This window comes from Radiobacillus sp. PE A8.2, from assembly GCF_045635475.1.
Taxonomy (GTDB): domain Bacteria; phylum Bacillota; class Bacilli; order Bacillales; family Amphibacillaceae; genus JBJGXI01.
This window is the reverse complement of sequence record NZ_JBJGXI010000030.1, coordinates 43,697-67,062: the sequence shown is the minus strand read 5'-3', so window position 1 is coordinate 67,062 and position 23,366 is coordinate 43,697. Positions and strand designations below refer to the sequence as shown.

The following is a 23,366-nucleotide window of genomic DNA, read 5'->3' as shown; positions in this document are numbered from 1 at the left end:
AATATCGTTTATTTATCATACCAAATTCAGTGTCAACATGGAAACTTCGCTCAAATTAAGCAATAATCGCGATGTATAAATATTTTAAGTTTAATCGTTCTCAATACTGATTTTTTAGCTATCTGCATCCGAATATAGTCGGGTTAAACCATCTCCGAACTAATGTGGATGCAGATAGCTGTATAAGGTAATTATGAAATTGACTCTGGATATTTCATAATTTTAGAAGCCAAGAAAAAAGAGAGTGCCATTGCACCCCCTTACTGATTCTTACGCCATTTGCTAAACTCTAGATATTCTCTAAATTGTTCTTTAGAGACTCCTGAGTCCATTGCTTCTTTCACAATTCGCAACCAGGTTTCATCCAATTCTTCCTTTTGGATAGTATTATGCTCATTCAACAATTCATTTACAGACACACCCAACACAGCACTGATTTTTTCAACAAACTGTATAGAGGGATTTGTTTGAATGTTCCGTTCGATAGAGCTTAAATACGATTTCGCTACTTGCGCTTGTTCGGCCAAAACTGATAACGACATTTTCCTTTCTAGGCGTAATTGTTTTATTTTTTCGCCGATCATCGTATCTCACCCTCTTTCATGGAGATTGTACCATAAAAAAGGGTGAGGGTTCTATATAAAGCACGTTTATTATTTATTGTATTCATTTTTACCCTTCATTTGACAAAAATAAGCGTATTTCCTCAGCAGATAGACCAATATTCTTAGCTTCTTTTATTAACAGGACCCATTCTTGATCAAGCACTATATCTTCCATTGCTTTTACCAATTTTCCTCGTCCCCTATCTTCTTCCTAGGCAACCCAGCCATCATAGCAAATATCGCTTTAGACCTGTGATTTTGTGTCCTTATTTTTCAATAAGTTTACCTTTAGCTGAGGGTAAGTTATTCTAAATTACTAGCTAAGAATACTATACAATACTGTTAGAAAATCTTACATAACTTATTTTGTCAGATATTCACTATTATTGTATAATTAAATTTTTTCACTTAATTTGGTTCATTTTTTTCTGATTTGAACTGAGTTTTCAAATAATGCATAATCATGAAGGAGGTCAGTGTGAAAAAGACACCTAACAAGAGGAAGTTGAACATTTGGGAAGATGTATCAGGTAAACTTCCACCATTACCACTCCCGACCTGCCCTTCTGATATAACTTCAACCTTATCATTACCTTTTCCTTCGGCTGTAAATATGAAACTAAACTTCGAATTCAGCCCCTGAAAATCATTTCCTAAGTATTCTGGGTAACGGATTGTTATTTCTATTTCTTCATTAGTTGATTTATCTAATGTTCTCAATGGCATATTTACAAATTCTGAGATTTTCCCATTATACAACTCTCCGTTAACATCAACAATTTCCAGAAGAAGCTCATTAAACAGCTTTTCTGTTCCATCATTACGTATAGTCATTTGATATTGAAAATCTTTATTCCCGGAATTCTGAATTGTTATTGTCCTCGGAGCCCAGTCGCCCGGTTTCATGTCATCGATGTTGAATAATATACCGCTTGGAGATACCTCCATTTCAAACTCTGTACCTTCAGCATTCGAACCCGTTTCAGCAAAGTATTTATTAGGATAAAATGTAAATCCAATTAATATAATATAACCAATCATTAATGTTTTCTTCATATTATCGCCCCCTTGGCAGGACTAATCTACATTTATTTATGGTGCACAACTATCTTCCTGTTCTTTTTTAGCTTCCTTACCAGTGGTTACTCCGATTTGTGCTAATGTTTGCCAAACCGTAAAGCACGCGAAAAGTAGAAGTAAGAATCCTGGAACTAATAAAAGAAATGCACCATTTTGGGATTGTGCAAAACTTATAATGTAGCCAATATACGGAATCGTAAATCCGTTATATTTTGCAACTACATTGTCAGCTAATACTAAATTACTATCCGGAGTACCATTACTATCACCTTTTGTTCGGTACAAAACATTGTCTCCATTACCCACAACTTCGACAATTCTATGAGTAATTAACTTGCCATCTTGTTGTTGGAATGTAATCACGTCATTTTCTATAAAATCAGTCATATCTCCACCGGGTTTTACGGCTATTATGGAGCCTGTTTTAATCTCTGGTTCCATTGATCCTGATAATACGGTTTTTAATTCATAACCGAATACTTTAGGGTCTCCACCGGATACCTTGGAGGCAATGATAACAAATGCCATAACTACAATTGTAATCACCATAACAACTGTTACTATATTTCCTCCCCAAACTTTTAACCTTTTTAGCTTCATTCCTTTTCCACATCCTCTGAAATAGTAATTTCATTTGAACTGTCGTCATTTATTTCTGCTTGTAGTTCAGTACCATTTTTCTCATCTGAAGGTGTGTTTGATTGTTCATTTGGTTTTGGAGGTGCTTCCTCATCCTGAGAATTTTCACCTTGTTCTTGCTCATTGTTCGATACTTCTTCTTGATTTTCTTCTTCTATTTCTTCGTCTTTTTCTTCTTCTTTTAAGTTATCATTTTGAGCTTGATTTTTCTCTTCACCTTGCTGCTTATCTATACCTAACTCCGCCCCATCATCTTTAATACCTGTATTTTGTTCACGATTCGCTGGCTCGGTAAGACTCTCTTCCGCAACATTTTCTTCAACGGTACAAATTTTAATCTTTTCACTCCAGATGAATGCTTGCTCTTCATCCTTGTTTTCAAAGCCAGTTCTTTGGAAAATTTTAAACGTATACGCACCTGCTTGATCACCTTCATACATAAGCTTTACTTTTTCACCATTTTTCATTGGTTCAATTGAACCAGAAGTGATTTTATCTCCAACACCTTCATCATTATTTGAGAAATAAACTTCATAGCTTGATGACCTTGTCATATCCGATCCAACATTCATAATTTCTACGGAAATACCATTATCGGAACATCCATCTAAACTAACTGTGCCATTCTTCACTAATTGTAGAAAGCTGTAATCATACCAATCATCAGAAGATATAACCACTGCATTTACTTTGCTTGTACTCCCGTAATATGCAGATGTATTTGACGACAATAATGAAAACGTTACAATCGTCCCATAACTTATCACTATAACCTGTGTTATAACAATTAACTTACGATGTCTCTTTCTATATTTTACTACTCGAGATTCCCGCATGGCATGCCCTCCTGTTAAAGCCATTATTTATTATCATGAATTTGCAATCATATAATTCCGAAACTCATGATAATAAATAATATCGGAAAGGTGAGGGTTTCTCACCTTTCCATTCTATTCTATTGGATTACTTTTCTTCGCCGTCAGTTTGGTATCCTTCAAATGTCCACGTTAGCTCAAGGTCTAGATTTTGCAGGTCATTTTGAGCTACACCAGTATCATTAAATCTGAACTGTACGTCGAATCCCGCTGTCTCACCAGCTGCAATTCCAGATACTTCATTTTGTACATCCTGATATACTGGTGGCACAGTAATCCACCCAATAAATGGAATCCAGAAGCTGTAACCTGGTAAAAGTACTATTTGTTCGATATCAATTCTTGTAGCTAACTCATTCGGTGTAAGATCGCGCAAATCTTTCAATGATACTTCTAACAATATTTCTTTATCTTCATCTCCAGATGTATTGTTCATAAATTGAACGATAATTTGCTCTGCATATTTATCTGCTAAACCAGGAACGACTGGTTGCCCATCACGAGTAACCTTAAATGAGGTTTTAAGATCTACATTCTTCATATCTAATGAGCCATTGTTTTGTAATTCAAAAGTTCTTGGCATCCAATCGCCAGGCTTTAAATTTTCCATTGCAACTTGCACTTCAGGTTCTACATCTAAAACAATTGTTCCTGATTGAAATGTATTTGTTTGCACTGCAGTGTCACTAAAGTAAGCAAAAGTTCCTCCACCAATTAATCCAAGAGCTAATACACCAGTTGCGATACCCATACCTAATTTTGTTTTTATATTCATTTCTCGTTTCCTCCCTAGATTTAAAAAATATTTATAAATGTATGAAGTACCGTTTTATATAATCTTCAGGTACACATGCCTCCTCCAAATATATGTACTCAGTCGTTCTTTTTTTAGAACATATCGTTCTTTATAAAGAACATATAATTGCAGTATAATTCATTGATTTCAGATTGAAAACCATCAAAAACAGCCATACCGTTCATTATAATGAACAGTATGGCTGTTTTTCTCTTATTTACTTCATAATGCTTACGTTTATATAATAATTAATGCATTGAATGCTTTATTAAGAACAAACGAAGATTACACATCCATTAATATACACATACAGTTTAGAAATGTGATAAACGAACTATATGTAGCCATGAGTGGTGAAAAATTAGAATGATGAAATTGACTACATGTTAAAAATTCCATTAAATAAAAATCAAATCACAACAGCGTTAAACAGCCGTCCTATATCAATTTTTAACCGTTCGTCTACTTCAAATTTAGGATTACAAAAAAAGTAACCAATCCTATAGACGGTTACTTTTTACTTTGGAACATGAATAACATTCCTTCTAATAAGAACTACCCCCAACACCCTCTACCATTACCTTTCTAGGCCCGGCTTCAAAATGTAAGGTTATCTTATTTAATTCTTCCACATCAAATTCACGATCCACCTTTTCGAATGATTCAAGCGGAATCTCAAAGGTTTGAAAAACTGGCTCCCACGCTTTTTCGTATTTTCCATCTCGAAACAGATCATCAAATAAACCGAACGGTGTGTAGTCCGTTGTGATCACCGGTGGGACTGGCATAAATTCATCTAATGGTAGTTGTACAGAAACTCCGGCGGTCGTCTTAAGCTCTATCTGAATCTCAGGAATACTTTCCTCTTTATTATTTGCCATTGTTACCACAAGGCTCTGCGGCTTTTCCGACGACCTGGTACGCAGATAGTCATTTGGAATATTAATTGTGTAGACAGCAGGCTCTTCCCATTCAAGCAGCACAGCATCTTTGAGACGATTATGATCATGCCGGTCTTTTGGTGTGATTACTTCCCAAGTTGTAAAACCATCTGCATTCGAGGTAACTCCACCTGAAAATTCCCCATTGTCATCTCCCTGCTCAAACTCAACGATTGGCATATAACTAGCATTCTCGTATTTGCTTACTAGAGTAGTATCCGGAAGCCAATTTTGTCCATACCGATAATCGCGGAATAGTTTTTGATAGGACGCATTTTCATGAAACACCTTTTCAAAAAAAGCAGAAATATATACTTTCGCAATTTGACGTTGATCTTCTGGATTCATCAGCTGCCTGCGATTTAGAAATAGCCCCTTTGGTACACTGGCATCCGTACGACCCCATTCTGTATTGAACTGGCTATGGTTGGCATCAGCAATATAAAGGGAAGCCTTAAACCCTTTGTCATCCTCATCAAACGTTGTACGATAAAACTGCCGTTCCCCACGGAAATCATTCAAATCTCCATCACGTGCCCCGTGTAGCAGAAGATAAGATATGTTTCTCAGGTTTGCTCGTTTTTTATCCACTTTTATATCTGTTGGTGCAAGAGCAGCGACCGCTTTAACCTCAATAGAGTCTAAGCTTTCAAGCAATTTAGCATCATCAAAGAACGTTTCGTAATCAGCAGCCATTGCAGCGGCTTGACCTCCACGGGAATGGCCAAGAAACGCAACCTGGTCAAAATCTATTTTTTGATAAAAAGTATTTCCAGGGGTTTGATTCATGCTCTGTAGCTGCACAACATGTTGTAGCATCATCCACGCACGCAAGCGGTAATTATCATTAGGGCTTCCTGAAACATTGGAATAATTGATAAAATCCTCGTCTACCGAAATTGCAATAAATCCACGACTAGCGAGTAGCTCTCCTAAATAATCGTATCCACTCGTCGAAAAGTACTCCATCGTATGATTACCATGCACCATAAGAATTACCGGAAACGGCCCTTCCCCATCTGGGACCCACGCTCTTCCGTTTACTGGTAGCTTAGAAGCATCAAATCCCCAAAACTTTTCCCTTTTTTCGCTCCATTTCGTAATGAAACTAGATGCATCTACCGGATGCGTAATTAAATCAACATCCTCGCCAAATTCTTCACGTTGCAAATCAGTTCCACTACCATAGCTCATAAAATCATATGCATATGATCCTTTTTGCGCAGGATTTTCTTCCGTAATTGGAGCCGTATCATCGGCAGCAACAGCTAGCTGATCACTTTTATTTTCCGTATAATCAAAAAACACATACATAAAGGAGAACATATAGGCAGCGGATAGCATTGTAATCAATACCCTCACACGCTGATTCATACCTTTGTGAAAAAGCCCAATCAAAAATAACCCGACACACAAAGCAGCAATACTGTAGATGGCCCCCATAACATATGAAAATAGTGTTCCAGAACTATCATCAAGTAAAATTTTTACACTAGCATAGATGCAATAACCGAAACTCGCCAAAAAAAGACGAGGAACAGGTATATATATAAGAGATAATAACGCGCTTATCCCAGTTGTCCAGACAACAAACCAAAAGCAATTCACCGCTAAAGCCTTTCCAATATCCGTAACTTGGATAAGCAAAGTAGACCCCGTCGGATTTCCAAGCGCATGTAAGGCGGAGGCAACCATGGTGGCCATCAAAAACGCAGACATAAGATAAACTACATAGCTTCGATCTCTATCTGGAATTCGCGATAGTCGGTTAAAAAACCAAAGTAAGATATTCCCTAAATAATGCCCCAAAACTACTCACCACCTTAAAAGGATTTTCTGACAAACTAAGATGCTACTATACTATCATGTTTATTTCCTGACACCTATAGGAGAATGCAGGGAAAATAATAAAAATCCATAAGTACAAACACGGTTCTAACACTTTTATCTTCACTTCATTTATATCTGGAAAGCAAAACTCTGCATTCCTTCTTATGACAAATATACATTTCGATTACAGCACAATAATATACAAATAAATCGGCAGCACCATTAACAGCACTGCACTAAACTTATAGTTCAATCTAGCAATTTGGAACACATCTTTTCCAACGAAGTTTGCTAGTAAATTATTGACGGCAGAAGCAGGTGAAATGATATTAGAAATACTCCAACTCCCCAGAAGCAGAATTGCAAAATACTCTGGTGTTATCTCTACACTTGATGGATTTACGGTCGTGACCAGGATTGATATAAGAATTATTGGGTGAGCACCTATCGACGACGTTAATACAATTAATAGTAGCGATGTTAGTGTAAAGCCTAATGCGATTGGGACCGGAAATACCGATAACAAATCGGGAATCCACATACCTAGATTTGTTTGTGCCATCGCACCACTAAAGAAACCAGCCGTTAAGAATAAAGTAATCTCTTTTTTCAAAGAAGGTAGATTTCTAGTGATATGATCTTTGATACCTTGTTTATACAGAAACCAAGACCTAGTGGAAATACACCAAACCAGTGGGTACACCACAGCCGTGAGAGAAACAATCAGAACCATCGGCATCTTAACGATTCTCTCTAAACTAAGGATGAGCACCATTGCGAAAACCAAGTAGCCGACAAGAGAATATAACCGTTTAATTGTGCTACCTTCCACAAATACTACCCGTTCACTATTATCTAATCTATCTCCAACCTCCACTTCAATTCGAAGCAACGGCAAATCCATTACTAGACTTATAAAAATATAGATGACACAAAAACCAAGTAAATATGGTAAGAGCTCGACCCATTTAATGTCCAATGCACTTGATAATAACGCCATAGCTGCAAAATATGGCGACCACAATATAGCAGAAGCAAATCCTCTCGTTAGTGCAGTAGTCACGATTTGCCAAGACCGAGAACTTTTATGAATCGATACTAAATGATGGACAATTGAAATCGATCCAACATTCAGAAATACAGCCAAAATGTTCGTCAACAATTGGCTTGCGACGAAGAAAGAAACGCCACCTTTTATCGACTTTTGATAAAACTGCTTTAAAGCTGAAACATACACAGGCGATCGAACTGGAATCCCGAATAACGGTGCAAACACAAATAATGTGATTAACGTTGTATTAAGTGTGGCTGCTTCCTCCCATTCCTGTATAGATGCTTGTTGATAAAACATTATCGCAATTCCGATGACAAGAAATGTTATGGAAAGCACTTGAACAGTTCCACGAATCCTCGGCAAGTGTACGAAAAGATTGGCAAGAACAAAAAGGCTGAGTAATGTACTCAACCAGGCCCAGCCCGTTAGTTGCTGGATAACGAATATAATTCCTAAACTTAAAATAAGAACTCTTTCTATGTAATAAAACATAAGGTCACTCTCTTTTTCTCGTAGAAGGACAATGAATTTCTTTTCCAATTAAACACGAACAAACTATTCTGCTTTAAAAATGTAGCTTGGTGATTACACAATTTAAATCCAAGGAAGACTTAGATCTTCTCTAGTGTTCTCTTGGACAAATTAGCCTACTTATCTACTACAGAGTTCTGCACCAACTGTTCTATTTTATCCACAGCATCTGCTATCGTCTCTGCTTGAATATGTAGCTTTTTCTCATCTGGAAAACTAGTACTGTGATTGTACTTCGGATCGTAATAGTAGGTTAGTAATAATTCCACTGCATGACGATAGCTCCCTGACCGAAGATCAAGTTCAACTTCCTTCGCCACAGGTGTATGAATCCGCTTCTTAATAATTTGGAAAGCATCAATAAACTCCTTTGAATGTTCCCACGGCTGATACTCCTCAAGAATATTCTCGACGCGAACTTCCAATGGGATATCCACGAAAATCTGCGTGCTATTTTCCTTTTTATCAAATAGGAAATCTGGTACAGTCGCTCTTCCAATACGTTTGCTCTCACCTTCGATAAACACATATGGCTCATCTTGATACTGAATCAACTTTTGAACAAGCTGGGATTCGAAATTTTTCTGGTTACTTGGGATGATACCGATTTGACCAAAGATCGAGCCACGATGCTGGGCCATTCCTTCTAAATCGATTACAGGGTAATGCCGCTTCGTGAGTGCTTGTAAAATCATCGTTTTTCCGGCACCTGTGTAGCCGTTTATAACGATCAGCTGTGGATTAAATGCTTGCTTTTCCAGTGTAATAACGACCCATTCGCGATAGGACCGAATTCCACCATTTAAACGGTTTACATGCATCCCCATTAAATCAAGTACAGTCGCTGCAGTTTTACTACGCATGCCACCACGCCAACAGAATACAGTCAGCGGAGTATCGATTTGCCTGCATTCGGCGATAAAATCAGGTAACTTTGCCGAAAAGATTTCTAGCCCGCGTTCTTTTGCCACTTCTGGACCTTGTTGTTTATAAAGTGTACCAATCTCTGCTCGCTCCCCATCGTTAAACACCGGGATATTGATACTCCCCGGAATTGTTGTTTCCATAAATTCTTTTGGAGAACGTACATCAATTAATGTATGGTCTTCTTCTTTTTTTAGCTGAAACAGTGTTTGTAGGGCTATATCTTGGAACATAAGCTTCACTTCCTATTTTACGATGATTTGTCCTCGATTTTGTTCGGTTACCACACCAATCATTTTAGCATCGACGCCATTTGCTTGCATTTCCTTCACAAGTGCATCTGCCTCCTGTTCAGCAACAGCAATCAACAGTCCACCAGAAGTAACCGCATCACATAAGATCCACTGATCCATTTGATCCATGCTCGCAGCAAATGTCACAGAATCCTTTACATGTGCGAAGTTATTTTTCGTTCCACCAGGTACAGACCCGGATTCCGCAAGCTCCTTCACACGTGGTAAAACTGGCACTTTACTATAGTTAATCGTTATACCGACACTGCTTCCTTTAGCCATCTCTGTAGCATGACCAAGCAACCCAAATCCAGTAACATCCGTACATGCATGAATATCGTAGGTTTCCATTGTTTCAGCCGCTATTTTATTCAAGGTTGCCATCACGTTTGTTACCCTTGTAATTTCTGCTTCATCAAGCAATTCCTTTTTGATCGATGTTGTTAAAATTCCGACACCAATCGGCTTCGTCAAAATAAGTTTATCACCAGGCTGTGCTCCTGCGTTTGTTCTGATTTTATCGGGATGGACAGTTCCGGTAACCGCGAGCCCAAACTTCGGCTCTTTGTCATCAATTGAATGCCCACCAACCAGTGTGACACCAGCTTCTGCAAGTTTGTCCCCAGCACCACGTAAAATGTCTGCCAGGATCGCCTTCTCCAAGGTTGTGATAGGAAAAGCGACAATATTAAGTGCCGTGATCGGCTTTCCACCCATCGCATACACATCACTGATGGCATTCGCCGCAGCAATTTGCCCAAAGTTATAAGGGTCATCAACAATTGGAGTGAAAAAATCAACAGTCTGCACAATTGCGGTTGTATCATTCAACTTATAAACACCTGCATCATCACTAGTATCATGGCCAACAAGCAAGTTTGGATTGGCGACAGGAGTTGGAAGGGAACGCAGCACTTCTGTTAAATCAGCTGGACCTATTTTACAACCGCATCCACCTTTTGAAGATAATGACGTTAATTTAATTGAATTTGACATATGTAAATGAGCATCTCCATTCGGTTTGAGGGTATAGGTTGATTTTACCATAATTATGGAGACACAGAGAAATACGGGATTTGAAACACATTATTATAAGGAAGTTTTTTGAGTAGCTGTAATTTCTCATCGCTAACTGCCAAGAGTTTTTAAGTTGTAAGCTGGAAACAGATGATCTTTATCCTTAATAACAGAACTTTAGACACAGGGGACCTTATATTATGTAAAATAGAACTTCTAAAACAAATACGGCCCCTAGTGGCCGCATAAATATTTAAACGATAGATTTTCATAAAATGTGGTCGCACTGGAATTCCAATTGCTAAGTGCACCAACTATAGAATAGTTCATTTATATTTCTTCGACTTTTGCATTTATACTATGTTTCTTCACCATCAAAATCGTCACCTTCATCACAATTTGTTTTGAATTAGTTAACTAACCCCCTATAATAATGATTTCAGATTACTTTCACAATATTAGCATCTATTTTAAATCATCGGGAAGTGGCCACGCTCACTTCCCCAACCTTTACCAGGAACAACCTACTTTTTACCCTCTTCTACATAAATCAATTCATCACTGTTTCTTATTGCTTAGCCTTCTCCACTATGTGACAGTATGCCTACCCATCTGAACACTCAGCAGCCTTCCTTCTGAGAAATGAGTAAATTCTCAAAAGTTCATTCTGTTATTTGCTTCTGCATGTTTAGTCCACATTTTACAATTTCACTACCATGCCTTAACATATCTGCGTATATATTATATTTTGTAAAATGCACAGGTTTTGCTCCATCATAAAAGTAAATATCAGTTACAACAGTATCATCAATTTTATGCGCATAACAATAACTATTTGCACTAACAAAGGTTGAAGAAATGCACGCTACCTCTAGATTAGTTGCGGGTACAATTTTTAACAATTCTGTAGCCATTTTGATTAGCGATTTCAGCTACACGTAACAATGACAATTTTTCCGAAGCGACTTTAGGATCATCTCTATCCGCTAAATTAGCTACATCGCCATTTACTTTAGAAACTATTTTAATTAGTCTAATATCACTAACTGGAGTAATCGCAACATCAACAGCAAACAACTTTAAGCACAAACGAAACCACCCGTTTATAATGAAGCTTAGTTTCTTTACCGTTTGGTAATCTCCAGTGGATAATTCCCTCGGAAAACCTTTGTCAAGGTGAAGATATCTTTCAAAGTTGATTAATTCCCCTTCAAACAATGAGAATGGTTGATCATCTATTACAATATGAATTGATTGGCTATCAATCACATTTATTACCATTTGTTGTGTTTCAGGAAAAGCATGCAATTTTTCTCCAATATGTCCCACGGATTGTTTGATTACTATTGTTATAGCCTTTTCCCCTTATCCCCCAGATATGCTTTAGTTATCGTATCATCTTTTTCCTAATTTTATATCTTTATTTAACGGCACCACGCGTTAAACCACCAATTATCCAATTTTGCGCAAATAAATAAACAATAACCATCGGTAATAGCGCTAATAAATAGGAAGCAAATGCTAAATTAAAATTTGCGCTAAACTCTGATTGGAAAACGTATTGCACTAATGGTAAGGTCGCGTCATCCTTATCGACCAAAATGATTAATGGCAACAGGAAATCGTTCCATGCTTTTAAACAAGTAAGAATAGCTATTGTTGCATTCATTGGCGAAAGAAGTGGGAAAATCACCTTCCAAAAAATCTTCCATGTGCCCGCTCCGTCCATTATTGCCGCTTCTTCCAATTCTCTTGGAATTGATTTAATATAACCAACGTATAAGAAAACGTTAAATGCTAAGCCAAATACGACATATAAGAAGATTAGACCAACAATATTATCTAGTCCCCAGCTACTCATTTGCTTAACTAATGGCAACATAAGAATTGGAAACGGAATGAATAATGCACTTACAAAGTAGTAATATAAAAATTTAAAAAATCGCAAGTGCATGTTTCGAGCAATTGCATATGCTACCATAGAATTTGTCAAAATCGTTAATGACACAGCGAAAACCGTCACGGTTGCACTATTTTTAAATGCGTTAAAAAAATTGGTCATTTCAATTGCTTTCGTAAAGTTTTCCCAGTGAATGGTAGTTGGTATTGACCAGATTGATTGAGCCATTTCAACAGGTGACTTTACTGCAATGGTTATCGTTAAGTATAGTGGAAAGATAATGGTAAGTGCGCCTAAACACAGTAACAGTGTTAGTGTCCAATTGGTTTTTTTTGAATTCACTATAGCTCAACCTCCCTTTTCTGCAGAAAGTAAATCTGCACGACTGAAATAAATACAATCGCAATTAGGTAAATAACCGCATTGGCTGATTGATAGGCAAAATCTCCATCCTGGAATGCACCCCGGTAAATTAATAACGAGATAGATTCCGTTGTTGTTCCCGGACCACCATTGGTAAGGGCAACAATATGATCAAACGCCATAAGAAATTCTCTCATTGCGACAACCACGTTAATTGTAAAAAATGGTGATATTAGAGGAAAGGTTATTTTCCAAAATTCTTTCCATGAAGAAGCTCCGTCAATTTTTGCTGCTTCATATAACTCAGTAGGAATCGTTTGTAATCCTGCTAAATATAAAATTGTATTAAACGCCACTGCCTGCCAGACAGCTACAACAACAATACCAATCCACGCTAAATCTGGATTTCCTAAAATATTTTTCTGCAAGATTCCAATGTTCAAGCTAGCACCAATCTCTGGTAGTACATAAGAAAAAATGAATCCGAAAATAAACCCAATAATTAACACACTTAATATATTTGGTAGAAAATAAATACCTCGTAATGTTTTCTGAAATTTAACTTTGGCATTTAAGCCTAAAGCAACAACTAAACTAATAATATTTACAAGAATCGTAGAAAGAATAGAATAGCCAAAAGTAAATAAGTAAGCATGTTGTGTTCGATCATCTCGAAAAAATCGCAAAAAGTTATCGAAGCCTACAAAATTCCAATCTCCATAACCCTTCCAATTTGTAAAACTATAAAAGATGCCCTGTAATGTTGGATACGTTTGAAATAAAAAGAATAATAACATGGCAGGTATAGTCATGATATAAAAAGCACGTTTTTTTGCCATTTCAAATAACTCCTTCAATACTTAGATGAATATAAGGGTATGCTCCCTCAGTTTTAACTACAATTATTATTTTAGGGGTAACTGTAGGTTAAGGGAGCATGACCCTTTTCAACTTGTTAAGATATTAGTTTTGGTTTGCTATTGCGTTATCCCAGTCTTCATCCATTTTCTTTAAAAATGCATCTTTATCTCCATCAATTAAGAATTCTTGAATTGATTGCGCCGCCGGGAAGCCTGTCGGGTAATAGTGTGTTGGTGCTTCACGGATCATACCTTCTGCTAGTTTATCTTTTAATGGTTCCATGATTGGATCAATGTACGTCACACTGTTAATCGCAGAGATCGCAAATTGTTCTTCCATGTACTGTGTAGCATTTTCTTCTTCATACATGAATTCAATGAATTTCATCGTTTCATCTGGGTGTTCGGCATCCGCTGGCATCGTGAATAATACGTCAACACTCGCAACGAACATATTTTCTTCAGCATCGTTTACTGCAGGTAGTGTAAACATACCAAGTTCGATGTCAGGGTTGTATTCTTTAATCAATGGTACCGCGAAGTTTCCTTGTAAATACATGACGCTTTCTCCGTTAGCAAAAGCCTGGTTACCATCTGCATAGGCTTTACCGAATACATCATCATGGCTGTAGTCACGAAGTGTTAGCATTTTTTCTGCTACTTCGTCATAGCGATCGACGAACGTTACTTCGCCTGCATTTTTACTTTGTGCAAAATCATCACCAGCGATGTTAATGACTAAGTCGTTCCACGGACAAGTGATTGTCCACGCATCTTTCCAAGTATGGTAGAACGGCATTTCTCCTGCTGCTTCAATCTTATCAGCTACTGCGATAAACTCGTCCCAAGTCGTCGGTATCTCTAAGTCTAATTCTTCAAATTTAGCTTTGTTATAAAGCACACCAACCGCATTACCTGCATAAGGAATACCATAAACTTTCTCTTCTCCGTATTCTACTAGGTCTTTTACTTGATATAAGAAACCTTCATTGATATCTTCAACCAGTGGTGAATCTGTGAAATCTTTTAACACGCCTTCACGAGCCAGTTCGCCATACGTCGAGTTACCACCAATTGCAATTATGTCAGGTAAATCATTTTTTGTAAGTCTTGTTTTTAATACCGTAGTGGAATCTGGCTGTGAAATTACTTCTACTTTAATATTCGGATTGTCTGCTTCAAATTTATCTACTAAACGTTGATATGTTTCTGGATTTTCTGTTTTCGTAGAGAATAATTCAAGTTCCACTACCTCATCTGAGCTACCTTCATCATTTTCCGTATTTTCGGTATTATTCGTATCTCCGTTATTATTTTCGGCAGAGTCAGTTCCACTGTCGTCACCACAACCAGCAATTACCATCACTAATAATAATAATCCAACTAAAACTAGTAATCTATTTTTCAATATACGCATCGTACATTTCCTCCTTTATTTAATGCTCACAATTTCTTTAACACTGTTTAATGTATAAGATGGCTTATTTGTTGAAAGCTCCACGTCAGCAAGTGATGTAGATCCGGTTAAAACGAGTATAGAATGAAAACCAATGTCGTTTGCCATTTTTATGTCCGTTTCTAATCGATCACCCACCATAAAGCAATCCGAATAATCAAGGTTCAATACACTTTTGGCTTCCTCAGCCATTAAATGAGACGGTTTACCCATTATGAGCTCAACCGCTTCTCCTGTAGCTCCTTCCAGCGCTCCAATTATTGCTCCACAATCTGGCACAAAACCATGTTCAACTGGGCAAGTTCGATCTGGATTTGTTGCTAGAACCCTGGCACCATTCCGCCATGCCTGAAATGCGTTATCTAATTTCTTGTAGGTGAATTCTCGATCCCATGAAAGAATGACATAAGTCGCTTCCGCTGGATTATCTGTTATCGCAATATAATTCTCTTTCAGTTCATCTAAAAGTGGCTGCTCACTAATAACCAAGACTTTATCTTTAATTGTCATGTGTTTTTTTAAATATTTTACTGTAATTAAATTAGAATTGATAATCTCATTTAGGTTTGCCATAATCCCCATTTTTTTCAACTTTTCGACGTACTGTTCACGAGAGACGATAGGCTTATTCGTTAAAAACACTACTCGATCGCCTCTATTTCTAATCAAACTTAATGTCTCTGGTGCTCCTTCTATTACTTTATTACCTCTATATAATGTTCCGTCAAGATCAAAAATAAATCCTTTCATGTTCCCCTCCGCTTTTCCTTTATGCTCCAGCCGATTTTGCGAAACGAAGTGATGTTAAAATAGGATAATGATCAGAAGGATAACCACCATGTATTTTTTCCCTAATTATTTCTGTCGCAACAGGTTCAAATTCAGTTGTTGTGAAAATAAAATCGATTGGGCTACCGTCAACATCTCCTTGAAAATCATGAAATGTACAACCTATTTCAGTTCCAACTGGATTTTTGATGACTGAAAAACAATCCTTTAATTTAGTAGTTTCCCTCTCACTTACATTTCTTAAATATTGAATAATGAATGAATCAGTACTGGCATTAAAATCACCCATTAAAATTGAAGGTAGTCTTTTGGATGTACTAATCCTTTTTATTATTAGTCGTATCCCTTCATTTCGAGCTTGTTCGCTAATATGATCTAAGTGAGTATTATAAACATAAAACTGTTTCTTGGGATCTTTAATAGATTCAAATAAACACCATGTACATATTCGTGGTAAATGGGAATTCCAACTTTTACTTTCTGGTACATCAGGGGATTCTGATAGCCAGAATGTACCTTGCTCAATTGGCTTTAGCACAGATTTTTTATAAAAAATCGCACTATATTCATCATTCTCCCGCCTACTCTCACCTAACCATTCATAGTCTTCTAACCCTCTTTCCAGATCATTAATCATATTAGGTAACGCTTCTTGTGTACCAAATACAATAGGGTTATAACGACGTATTAGTTCGGTTACCTTATCTGATCGATATATCCATGAATTCCCATTATCTTCTGGGGTATCAAGTCTAAGGTTAAATGTCATTACGTTGAATTCCATCTAAAATTCCTCCCTTTAAAGATCAAATGTTTTATCTTTTTGCGAATAATTGATATGATTGTTTAATAGATGATCGTCTACTTTTATAACCCCAGATACTTCATAGAGATTTTCATATAGATTTAAGAGTGTACTTGTTTCAAGTTTTTTGCACTTAAATATAAACATGATTTTTTCGTTATATTCTTCATGGTTCTTCATTTTACTGATAGAACAACCATGAATATTTACGTCACACGATTGCAAAGTTTTAATGATGCTCGGCAAGTCCCTAAACTTGCTTGAAATCACCACTATTTGTTTCGTTGTATTCTTTTTCTGGATGAAATTTTCTAATTGACTTAAATTTAACGATACTGTGACCAATACAGTGGCTAAAACTGCCAGCCCATACATACCAATTCCTGAGATCAAACCAATTCCAGCCACCACCCATATAGAGGCTGCCGTTGTGAGACCTTTAACTGTGTTGCCATGAAAAATAATCGTCCCAGCACCTAGAAAACCGATACCACTGATAACATATGAAGGAATTCTTGCTGGATCAATGTTGACAATATCTGAATATGTTTTGATAAATGAATCAAATCCGTATAGCGATAACAACATCATCAAACATGATCCTATTCCAACGAGCATATGTGTTCTGAAACCTGCTGGATGGCTCTTTAATTCTCTTTCCATTCCTATTACCCCACATAATATGGAAGCAAATATTAACCGAAACGCCATGATTATAAAATCCTGATGTAAGAATGCCGTTGTCCAATAAAACATGAATCATTTCTCCTTTGTTATTATCCCCTTACATTTCACCCCTTTATTTTTTGTGATCGAATAAGCTAATAAAATATAAAAAGATCCACACAACTCCCCCATAGAGGATTATTGTGTGGATCTCCTATACCCGATCCGTTTTATTAACTTACTACCACTTTACCTCATTATGAAAACGGTGTCAACATTTAATTAAATAACAATTAATCTTCTGACCTTACACCTCCCCATAACTATGGAGTACTTTTATCTTTCGAACTTTTTCCAGATCTCTTGATCTGTTGTTGAAATAGCAACAGCTCCTGCATGTAAAGCATTTTCTACATCCACAACTGATCTTATTAACCCTCCTGCTATAATTGGACAAGGCAAGGCCTGTTTGACTTCAGTGAGAATTTCGGGCACAATGCCTGGCAATACCTCAACATAATCAGGGTTTGATTTTTCAATTTGTCGGTAGCTTTTCTTAATTGCGATTGAATCGATCAAAAACATTCGTTGGATAGCAAGAACACCATTCTTTTTTACTGATGATATAAAGTTAGGTTTTGTCGATATCACGCCAGTTGGTTTAATTCGTTGGCTCAAATATTCCGCCCCATAAAGATCATTAGATAAACCGTTAACAAAATCGGCATGTATAATTACCTTTTTTTCTTTTGCTTTGGCCATATTCATAATCATTTCCAATTGATTTATATGACTATCAATTAAAACGATATAATTAAACTCGCTTTCTAATAGTTTTTCAAACTGTTTCATGTCCCTAAATGACGGAATTATCTTCTGACCATCAAAATCCATGCTTTTCCTCCCATGAAAATATTTTTAAAAATTCTTATTATTAACTAATATACACGGGTAGTACAAAAAACAAAAGAGGTGGTAGACATAAAACGACAAAAAACGACTAAAAGAACAGTTCATAAACCCTTCCTCCAACCACAAACAGCCCTATCCCACTAAGGAATAAGGCCATCTGCATGGAAAACCTATTACACTCTATTTCTTCTACGACTCACAAATACCATAATCATTCCAGCAAGTATTATAGCAACGCCTGCAGCTAGTAAGTTAAAGGTAGATGTTGCTGTGTCAGGTAATTCATTATCTTCTTCGGAGTCTTCAACAGTATCTCCAGCAACCTCAAATACTCCGTAAATACTAAAGTGAGACACATCTACAACAACCTCACCAGTAATTTCATTAATTGACGTCGGTACTATTTCTTCTCGTTGTTCTCCATTTTCATCAATATAGATAACTCTTACATTATCCCAATTATTCACTCGGCTAGCATCTACAGTAAAGGTTAATCTTACAACATAATCACCGAAATCGGTTATTTCTTCCCCACCAGCGATGATTGTAAAGTTGTATAACTCACTTAAGGCACCCTTATTTTTATTTAATACGTTTAGGGATACATTTCCAAAGTTAAATGTAACGTCTTTATCCTTTGGCAATAGTGAAATTGGTAACCTTACCTTTACTTTTCCATTAGAAAATTCAATCGTAAAATCATCTTCCAAATTCACAAGAATCTCTTTCTTGATAACAACGGAGTCAGCTGTCTTGTTATAGGTATAAACCTTGTTCGTTGTGTTTTTTACCAGGTCTGTTTCATCACTTATAACATCTAATTCAGATTGCTCACCGTCTCCTGGCTTTTCACCTTGTTCATCTTCTTCTTTGGGATCTGTTGGCTCCTCGGGGTCTATCGGATCCGTCGGTTCTACTTTCTCAGTCGCAACAGTTACAGAACTGCTATCCTCTGATGTTCCCGCTTCATTGTACGATCTTACTATATACTGATAACTTGTCTCATTATCAAGGCCATTGTCTGTATATGATGTGGATGTTGTTGTGTCTATTTCTACACCGTCTCGAACAATTTTATATCCATCAACACCTGCTACAGCATCCCATTCTAGTGTTACAGATGATGTCGTCTTATTTGTAACTGAAAGCCCTGTTGGTGCATCTGGAGCTTGTGGTTCTGTCGGTTCATCCGTTTCTGCCGTAAACGTGTACTGATAGCTATCTGATTGATATTGAGGACCATTTTTCTCATAAACGAAATAGTAATCTATCGTATCCCCATCACTTAGTCCACTGATTAATTTTTCCCAAGCATTATTATTCACGGTCATGTTATAGCCTGCTACAGTTCCAGAATTAATTGAATAGTAAGCAATTACATAAGCGGACTCTTTACTAGGGATAAAATCAAGTAATGCTTCGCCTTCACCTCCGTTTGTTATACCAGCTTCATAGTCTTCATGCACATGTCTATCATCATCAACAGCTCCATCAGATTTCTTCGTAGTTGCTGCTACTTCAGCACTTTCTTCGGATGTTTCGGTTGCATTTTTAGCACGAACGGCATAAAGGTAAGTTGTATCTTCCTCAAGCCCCTCATCAGTAAATGAAGTTGAGGACGTTGAGTCGATGACTTGCCCGTCTCTAATAACCTCATATTCATCAGCACTTTCAACCCTATCCCACGAAAGTGACACAGTTGTAGTCGTTGTGCCTGTTACACTTACGTTTTCAGGAGCGGCAAGTACTGTTGGTTCAGGTACATCCTCAGTAAAGGTATACTGATAGTTTTCTGATTCGTACTGCAATCCATTTTTCTCATAAACGAAGTTATAGTTTATGATATCTCCTTCACTTAGCCCACTTATTTGTTGTGTCCACGTTCCATCTGCTTTGGTCATTCTGTAACCTGCTCTACCTGCACCGTTAACAGCATAGTGCACATCCACGTAAGCAGCGTCAGTTTCTGGCGTGATCCAAATTTGCGCTTCGTTATCGTTGACCATTTTTGCTCCTGCTTCATAGTCATCGTGCACATGATGGTCTCCGGATCCAGGATTATCATCGTTATCGTCGCCGTCACCAGGATCACCATCGTCATCGCCGTCACCAGGATCAACTGGATCATCAGGATAATCAATGCCTTCACCATAAGCGATACTAAAATCATTAGGTGCAGCAGTCATTGTTTTTTCATCAGAAAATTTGACCTCGATTGGTGCAGCAGTGAAGTTGTATACAACATAACTTCTTAGCCCATCCTTATCAAAAACAGCGTAAGTAGGATGATCTGCTGTTACATTAGGATTTACTCGTCCTAGTACATTTAAGTTATGAACCCAATGATACGTCTGCGCTTTTGTACTTCCTCGTTCTATAATTTTTTCATCACCAGGGTCGAATTCCGTATAATTATTAATGGTCAGATCCATTTGATTAATCGCATCTTCTGGATTCGTCAATGCCCTGTACATCCAAACCATATTTGACCATAAGTTCCAGTCTGTTGATCCATTTCGGTTTTTTAACTCTGCATATGCCCTTTCAACATACTCCGGATAATGGCCAAGATACAATGAACCACCATGAAAAGGTAACCAGTTAATACCGTATTTTTCTACCATTCCAGAATTCCACCATGTTGCATGGTCCATTTTTCCACCCCAATTGATCGTTACCATTTCAGGTGTGAACGCTTCTGGGAAATTTTCTTCATGTACATCAAAGAAATATTCATTGATTGCGCTCATTTCTGTTGTATATAGATAAATGGCGCGATCACGAACTTCTTTGTCACCTGTCGCTTCTGCCCACAAAATCATATTCGACCAAGCATGCATCGCCTCTGAAGAGGACTCTTGATTATTTCCAGCATCAAAAGTTGCCAATCCATCTGCCCATGAATGTCCAGAATAGGCGTCAAACATTCTAATATAAGGGAACATATCGTCGTCACGACCCGCGGCAAAATCACGAATCAGTAAATCGATCATTCCACCCCATTCAGATTCACTTGCCCAATCAGGATCGACTCGAGCTATTTCAGCAGCCGCCTTCACGAAATATCCATAATGAAAATGGTGGTCACTAATTCTTGTTGCTGACCCATGTGCAGCATGATAGCCAAGCATAGTTCCCCAATTATCATTGTAATACAAGACGTTTTCCGATTTTATATTTCCTTGATCATCTGTTGCTACTAACCATTCTTCTAAAATTCGTTTTAATTCACTTCTAAACTCATCTGCTAACTCAGATTCTTCCATCTGATCAGCTATTGGTGCTAATGTAGCTATCTTCCCTAAATACTTTCCTAGTTCATACGTGTCCCGTCCAGTAGGTGTATGCTCCTTCGCGTCTTGGAGATACGCTTTTAATGTTTCTTTGTCATAATCTCCTGCATCCGGCATACTAGGAAGCACGCCTGTATATGTTAGCTCTGTTTGAAAACTCTTGCCTTCTAATGCCAACATGTCACCTTGAAGTACAAAGAATTCATAACCATCTAATAACTGGTCCTTCGATGCTTCTGCCAAATTTCGATACTGGTGTGGTAGCAGTGCAAATATCGTTCCATCTGGTGCACCATCTACTACAGCTTCCGTTGTTACTTCGAACGTTGTTGTAACCTTACTTGTTTCTTCATTAAATGAATAATTAGCCTCCGCATCTCTCACAATGGAGAATGCATATTCTTCAAATTTATCCAAAGTACTAGCATTTGCATTAGGTAATTTTGCTATCGTAACGACGCTAGAACTGTTTGTTAAATTAGTAGAATCAACCCCAGACCAGTCATAGCCGTCTGGTGCAAATGCAGCATAGTGCTTATTATCGTGTGTAGAAAAACCCAGAACATTACCACGATTCTCCCAAATCTTTGGATTAACAGCGAAGTTTAGCTCGGCACTGCCGCCTTCATATTCAACAAAAATATACGGAGAACCTACGCCATAGGTGGTGTACATTTTTTTCGAGCCATCCTCGAGTACACCTCTGACATACCAGTCATTGTAATCATCGACAAGCGCTTGTTGAAAAGAATTTGTTGCCGAATGCCCAATTTTAAAATCAGTTCCCATCGCCCCAACAATATGCCATAAGCCAGAGCCAGCATCACCATGGACGACAGATTGCGTTTCAGAGTTGTAAAAAACATTCAACCCTTCCGGCCCATGCTTCACACTAAATGGAAGTGGGAATTGAGTCATGGAAAACGGATCTGCGGCCAAAGACCCCCACCACGTATTCGTTTGCATCGGACCCGTTACATTATCAGTCCGATAAATCGTACTAGGAGGCTGGCCCTGCTGCCCAGCATAACCCTCATCCTCAAAGCTATCATAATCAATATTCGGAAAAACAGTAGAGTAACTTCCATTACCAACCGAAGTCACATTCGTAGCAGCTTGAACGCTTATCTCAGTTGGTAGTATAGGAAAAAGTAACGTTAAAATCATTAGCAAAAATAGTGGTCGTTTAAGCATTTTTTACATAACCTCCAGTTCAATTGAAAATCTATTACATGCTTTATGTAATTCTTTGATGAACTTCTATGCTATGCTAAAAACATTACCAATAGGTAATCACGAAACCCCACTTTTAACCAACCTCTAAAGTACTTAACCTTTTCTGCAACCATAAATAAAACACTATTTGAAACAAAGTTGATAGAATCGAAACCGGTTTCTAAAAAGCCTGAAGTTTGCGCAGGTAACTACTTCATAAATTACATGCTTATCGAAATCGATTTGTTTAGCATCAGTAAATAGTGGAAATTCCTCATAGAACTCCTTTCTTTTAATGATATACACAACTAATGGTAACGCTTTCATAAAATTATATACCTACCTTTCCAAAATAGCAATGCTATGATACAAATTGTTTTCATAGTAAAGTCATTCAACATTAATCAAATAACTTTGTTCAAAAACTTATCGAGGAGGGCAGAATTATACTGCATGCCACAGATATTAATCCAGCGTTTCTATTTGTTTGCTTGTTCACTGTTTGGATAAATGGCATATTTA

At 37.4% G+C, this 23,366-nt stretch carries 19 protein-coding genes and 1 riboswitch; all 19 genes read right to left on the bottom strand.

Annotated features, from left to right (window positions below; genetic code table 11):
* Positions 1 to 260: 260 nt before the first annotated feature.
* Positions 261 to 584, bottom strand: a complete 324-nt coding sequence (locus tag ACI6MV_RS15795) for a helix-turn-helix domain-containing protein (RefSeq protein WP_407271283.1) — start codon at positions 582 to 584, stop codon at positions 261 to 263.
* Between the two features lie 88 nt (positions 585 to 672).
* Positions 673 to 792 carry an anti-repressor SinI family protein gene (locus tag ACI6MV_RS15790; RefSeq protein WP_407271282.1) on the bottom strand — a complete coding sequence of 40 codons (120 nt, stop codon included), beginning with the start codon at positions 790 to 792 and terminating at the stop codon, positions 673 to 675.
* A gap of 24 nt (positions 793 to 816) precedes the next feature.
* A riboswitch (cyclic di-GMP riboswitch) is annotated at positions 817 to 902 on the bottom strand.
* A 111-nt stretch (positions 903 to 1,013) separates the two neighbouring features.
* A complete protein-coding gene (locus ACI6MV_RS15785; RefSeq protein WP_407271281.1) occupies positions 1,014 to 1,661 on the bottom strand; it encodes a hypothetical protein in 648 nt (215 codons plus the stop codon).
* 36 nt (positions 1,662 to 1,697) lie between these two features.
* Positions 1,698 to 2,285, bottom strand: a complete 588-nt coding sequence (gene sipW, locus ACI6MV_RS15780) for a signal peptidase I SipW (RefSeq protein WP_407271280.1) — start codon at positions 2,283 to 2,285, stop codon at positions 1,698 to 1,700.
* Positions 2,282 to 3,160: an amyloid fiber anchoring/assembly protein TapA gene (gene tapA / locus ACI6MV_RS15775; RefSeq protein WP_407271279.1), complete on the bottom strand. Its 879-nt coding sequence runs from the start codon at positions 3,158 to 3,160 to the stop codon at positions 2,282 to 2,284. The genes sipW and tapA overlap by 4 nt, the downstream gene beginning before the upstream one ends.
* A gap of 127 nt (positions 3,161 to 3,287) precedes the next feature.
* A complete protein-coding gene (locus ACI6MV_RS15770) occupies positions 3,288 to 3,974 on the bottom strand; it encodes a TasA family protein (protein WP_407271278.1) in 687 nt (228 codons plus the stop codon).
* 566 nt (positions 3,975 to 4,540) lie between these two features.
* On the bottom strand, positions 4,541 to 6,745 hold the full coding sequence (locus tag ACI6MV_RS15765; RefSeq protein ID WP_407271277.1) for an alpha/beta hydrolase family protein: 2,205 nt from the start codon (positions 6,743 to 6,745) through the stop codon (positions 4,541 to 4,543).
* A gap of 205 nt (positions 6,746 to 6,950) precedes the next feature.
* Positions 6,951 to 8,312: a hypothetical protein gene (locus ACI6MV_RS15760; RefSeq protein WP_407271276.1), complete on the bottom strand. Its 1,362-nt coding sequence runs from the start codon at positions 8,310 to 8,312 to the stop codon at positions 6,951 to 6,953.
* A gap of 155 nt (positions 8,313 to 8,467) precedes the next feature.
* Complete coding sequence (gene mnmH / locus ACI6MV_RS15755; RefSeq protein WP_407271275.1) at positions 8,468 to 9,508, bottom strand: tRNA 2-selenouridine(34) synthase MnmH; 1,041 nt, start codon at positions 9,506 to 9,508, stop codon at positions 8,468 to 8,470.
* A 12-nt stretch (positions 9,509 to 9,520) separates the two neighbouring features.
* Entirely contained in the window at positions 9,521 to 10,564 is a 1,044-nt protein-coding gene (selD, locus tag ACI6MV_RS15750; protein ID WP_407271274.1) for a selenide, water dikinase SelD, read from the bottom strand.
* Between the two features lie 897 nt (positions 10,565 to 11,461).
* Positions 11,462 to 11,914: a hypothetical protein gene (locus tag ACI6MV_RS15745; RefSeq protein WP_407271273.1), complete on the bottom strand. Its 453-nt coding sequence runs from the start codon at positions 11,912 to 11,914 to the stop codon at positions 11,462 to 11,464.
* A gap of 91 nt (positions 11,915 to 12,005) precedes the next feature.
* Complete coding sequence (locus ACI6MV_RS15740) at positions 12,006 to 12,830, bottom strand: carbohydrate ABC transporter permease (protein ID WP_407271286.1); 825 nt, start codon at positions 12,828 to 12,830, stop codon at positions 12,006 to 12,008.
* Positions 12,827 to 13,687 carry a carbohydrate ABC transporter permease gene (locus tag ACI6MV_RS15735; protein ID WP_407271272.1) on the bottom strand — a complete coding sequence of 287 codons (861 nt, stop codon included), beginning with the start codon at positions 13,685 to 13,687 and terminating at the stop codon, positions 12,827 to 12,829. The genes ACI6MV_RS15740 and ACI6MV_RS15735 overlap by 4 nt, the downstream gene beginning before the upstream one ends.
* 124 nt (positions 13,688 to 13,811) lie before the next feature.
* Complete coding sequence (locus tag ACI6MV_RS15730) at positions 13,812 to 15,125, bottom strand: ABC transporter substrate-binding protein (RefSeq protein WP_407271271.1); 1,314 nt, start codon at positions 15,123 to 15,125, stop codon at positions 13,812 to 13,814.
* 15 nt (positions 15,126 to 15,140) lie between these two features.
* Complete coding sequence (locus tag ACI6MV_RS15725) at positions 15,141 to 15,914, bottom strand: HAD-IIA family hydrolase (RefSeq protein WP_407271270.1); 774 nt, start codon at positions 15,912 to 15,914, stop codon at positions 15,141 to 15,143.
* A gap of 19 nt (positions 15,915 to 15,933) precedes the next feature.
* A complete protein-coding gene (locus ACI6MV_RS15720) occupies positions 15,934 to 16,737 on the bottom strand; it encodes an endonuclease/exonuclease/phosphatase family protein (protein WP_407271269.1) in 804 nt (267 codons plus the stop codon).
* A 15-nt stretch (positions 16,738 to 16,752) separates the two neighbouring features.
* On the bottom strand, positions 16,753 to 17,514 hold the full coding sequence (locus ACI6MV_RS15715; protein WP_407271268.1) for an MgtC/SapB family protein: 762 nt from the start codon (positions 17,512 to 17,514) through the stop codon (positions 16,753 to 16,755).
* A 246-nt stretch (positions 17,515 to 17,760) separates the two neighbouring features.
* Positions 17,761 to 18,318, bottom strand: coding sequence for a glycerol-3-phosphate responsive antiterminator (locus tag ACI6MV_RS15710; protein WP_407271267.1), 558 nt, complete (start codon positions 18,316 to 18,318; stop codon positions 17,761 to 17,763).
* A gap of 191 nt (positions 18,319 to 18,509) precedes the next feature.
* Positions 18,510 to 22,823 carry a glycosyl hydrolase gene (locus tag ACI6MV_RS15705; RefSeq protein WP_407271266.1) on the bottom strand — a complete coding sequence of 1,438 codons (4,314 nt, stop codon included), beginning with the start codon at positions 22,821 to 22,823 and terminating at the stop codon, positions 18,510 to 18,512.
* Between the last annotated feature and the right edge of the window lie 543 nt (positions 22,824 to 23,366).

Coding starts and splice junctions, on each gene's coding strand:
- ACI6MV_RS15795 (WP_407271283.1), bottom strand. CDS start 584: ATGATCGGCGAAAAAATAAAACAATTACGCCTAGAAAGGAAAATGTCG.
- ACI6MV_RS15785 (WP_407271281.1), bottom strand. CDS start 1,661: ATGAAGAAAACATTAATGATTGGTTATATTATATTAATTGGATTTACA.
- sipW (WP_407271280.1), bottom strand. CDS start 2,285: ATGAAGCTAAAAAGGTTAAAAGTTTGGGGAGGAAATATAGTAACAGTT.
- tapA (WP_407271279.1), bottom strand. CDS start 3,160: ATGCGGGAATCTCGAGTAGTAAAATATAGAAAGAGACATCGTAAGTTA.
- ACI6MV_RS15770 (WP_407271278.1), bottom strand. CDS start 3,974: ATGAATATAAAAACAAAATTAGGTATGGGTATCGCAACTGGTGTATTA.
- ACI6MV_RS15760 (WP_407271276.1), bottom strand. CDS start 8,312: ATGTTTTATTACATAGAAAGAGTTCTTATTTTAAGTTTAGGAATTATA.
- mnmH (WP_407271275.1), bottom strand. CDS start 9,508: ATGTTCCAAGATATAGCCCTACAAACACTGTTTCAGCTAAAAAAAGAA.
- selD (WP_407271274.1), bottom strand. CDS start 10,564: ATGTCAAATTCAATTAAATTAACGTCATTATCTTCAAAAGGTGGATGC.
- ACI6MV_RS15735 (WP_407271272.1), bottom strand. CDS start 13,687: ATGGCAAAAAAACGTGCTTTTTATATCATGACTATACCTGCCATGTTA.
- ACI6MV_RS15730 (WP_407271271.1), bottom strand. CDS start 15,125: ATGCGTATATTGAAAAATAGATTACTAGTTTTAGTTGGATTATTATTA.
- ACI6MV_RS15725 (WP_407271270.1), bottom strand. CDS start 15,914: ATGAAAGGATTTATTTTTGATCTTGACGGAACATTATATAGAGGTAAT.
- ACI6MV_RS15720 (WP_407271269.1), bottom strand. CDS start 16,737: ATGGAATTCAACGTAATGACATTTAACCTTAGACTTGATACCCCAGAA.
- ACI6MV_RS15715 (WP_407271268.1), bottom strand. CDS start 17,514: ATGTTTTATTGGACAACGGCATTCTTACATCAGGATTTTATAATCATG.
- ACI6MV_RS15710 (WP_407271267.1), bottom strand. CDS start 18,318: ATGGATTTTGATGGTCAGAAGATAATTCCGTCATTTAGGGACATGAAA.
- ACI6MV_RS15705 (WP_407271266.1), bottom strand. CDS start 22,823: ATGCTTAAACGACCACTATTTTTGCTAATGATTTTAACGTTACTTTTT.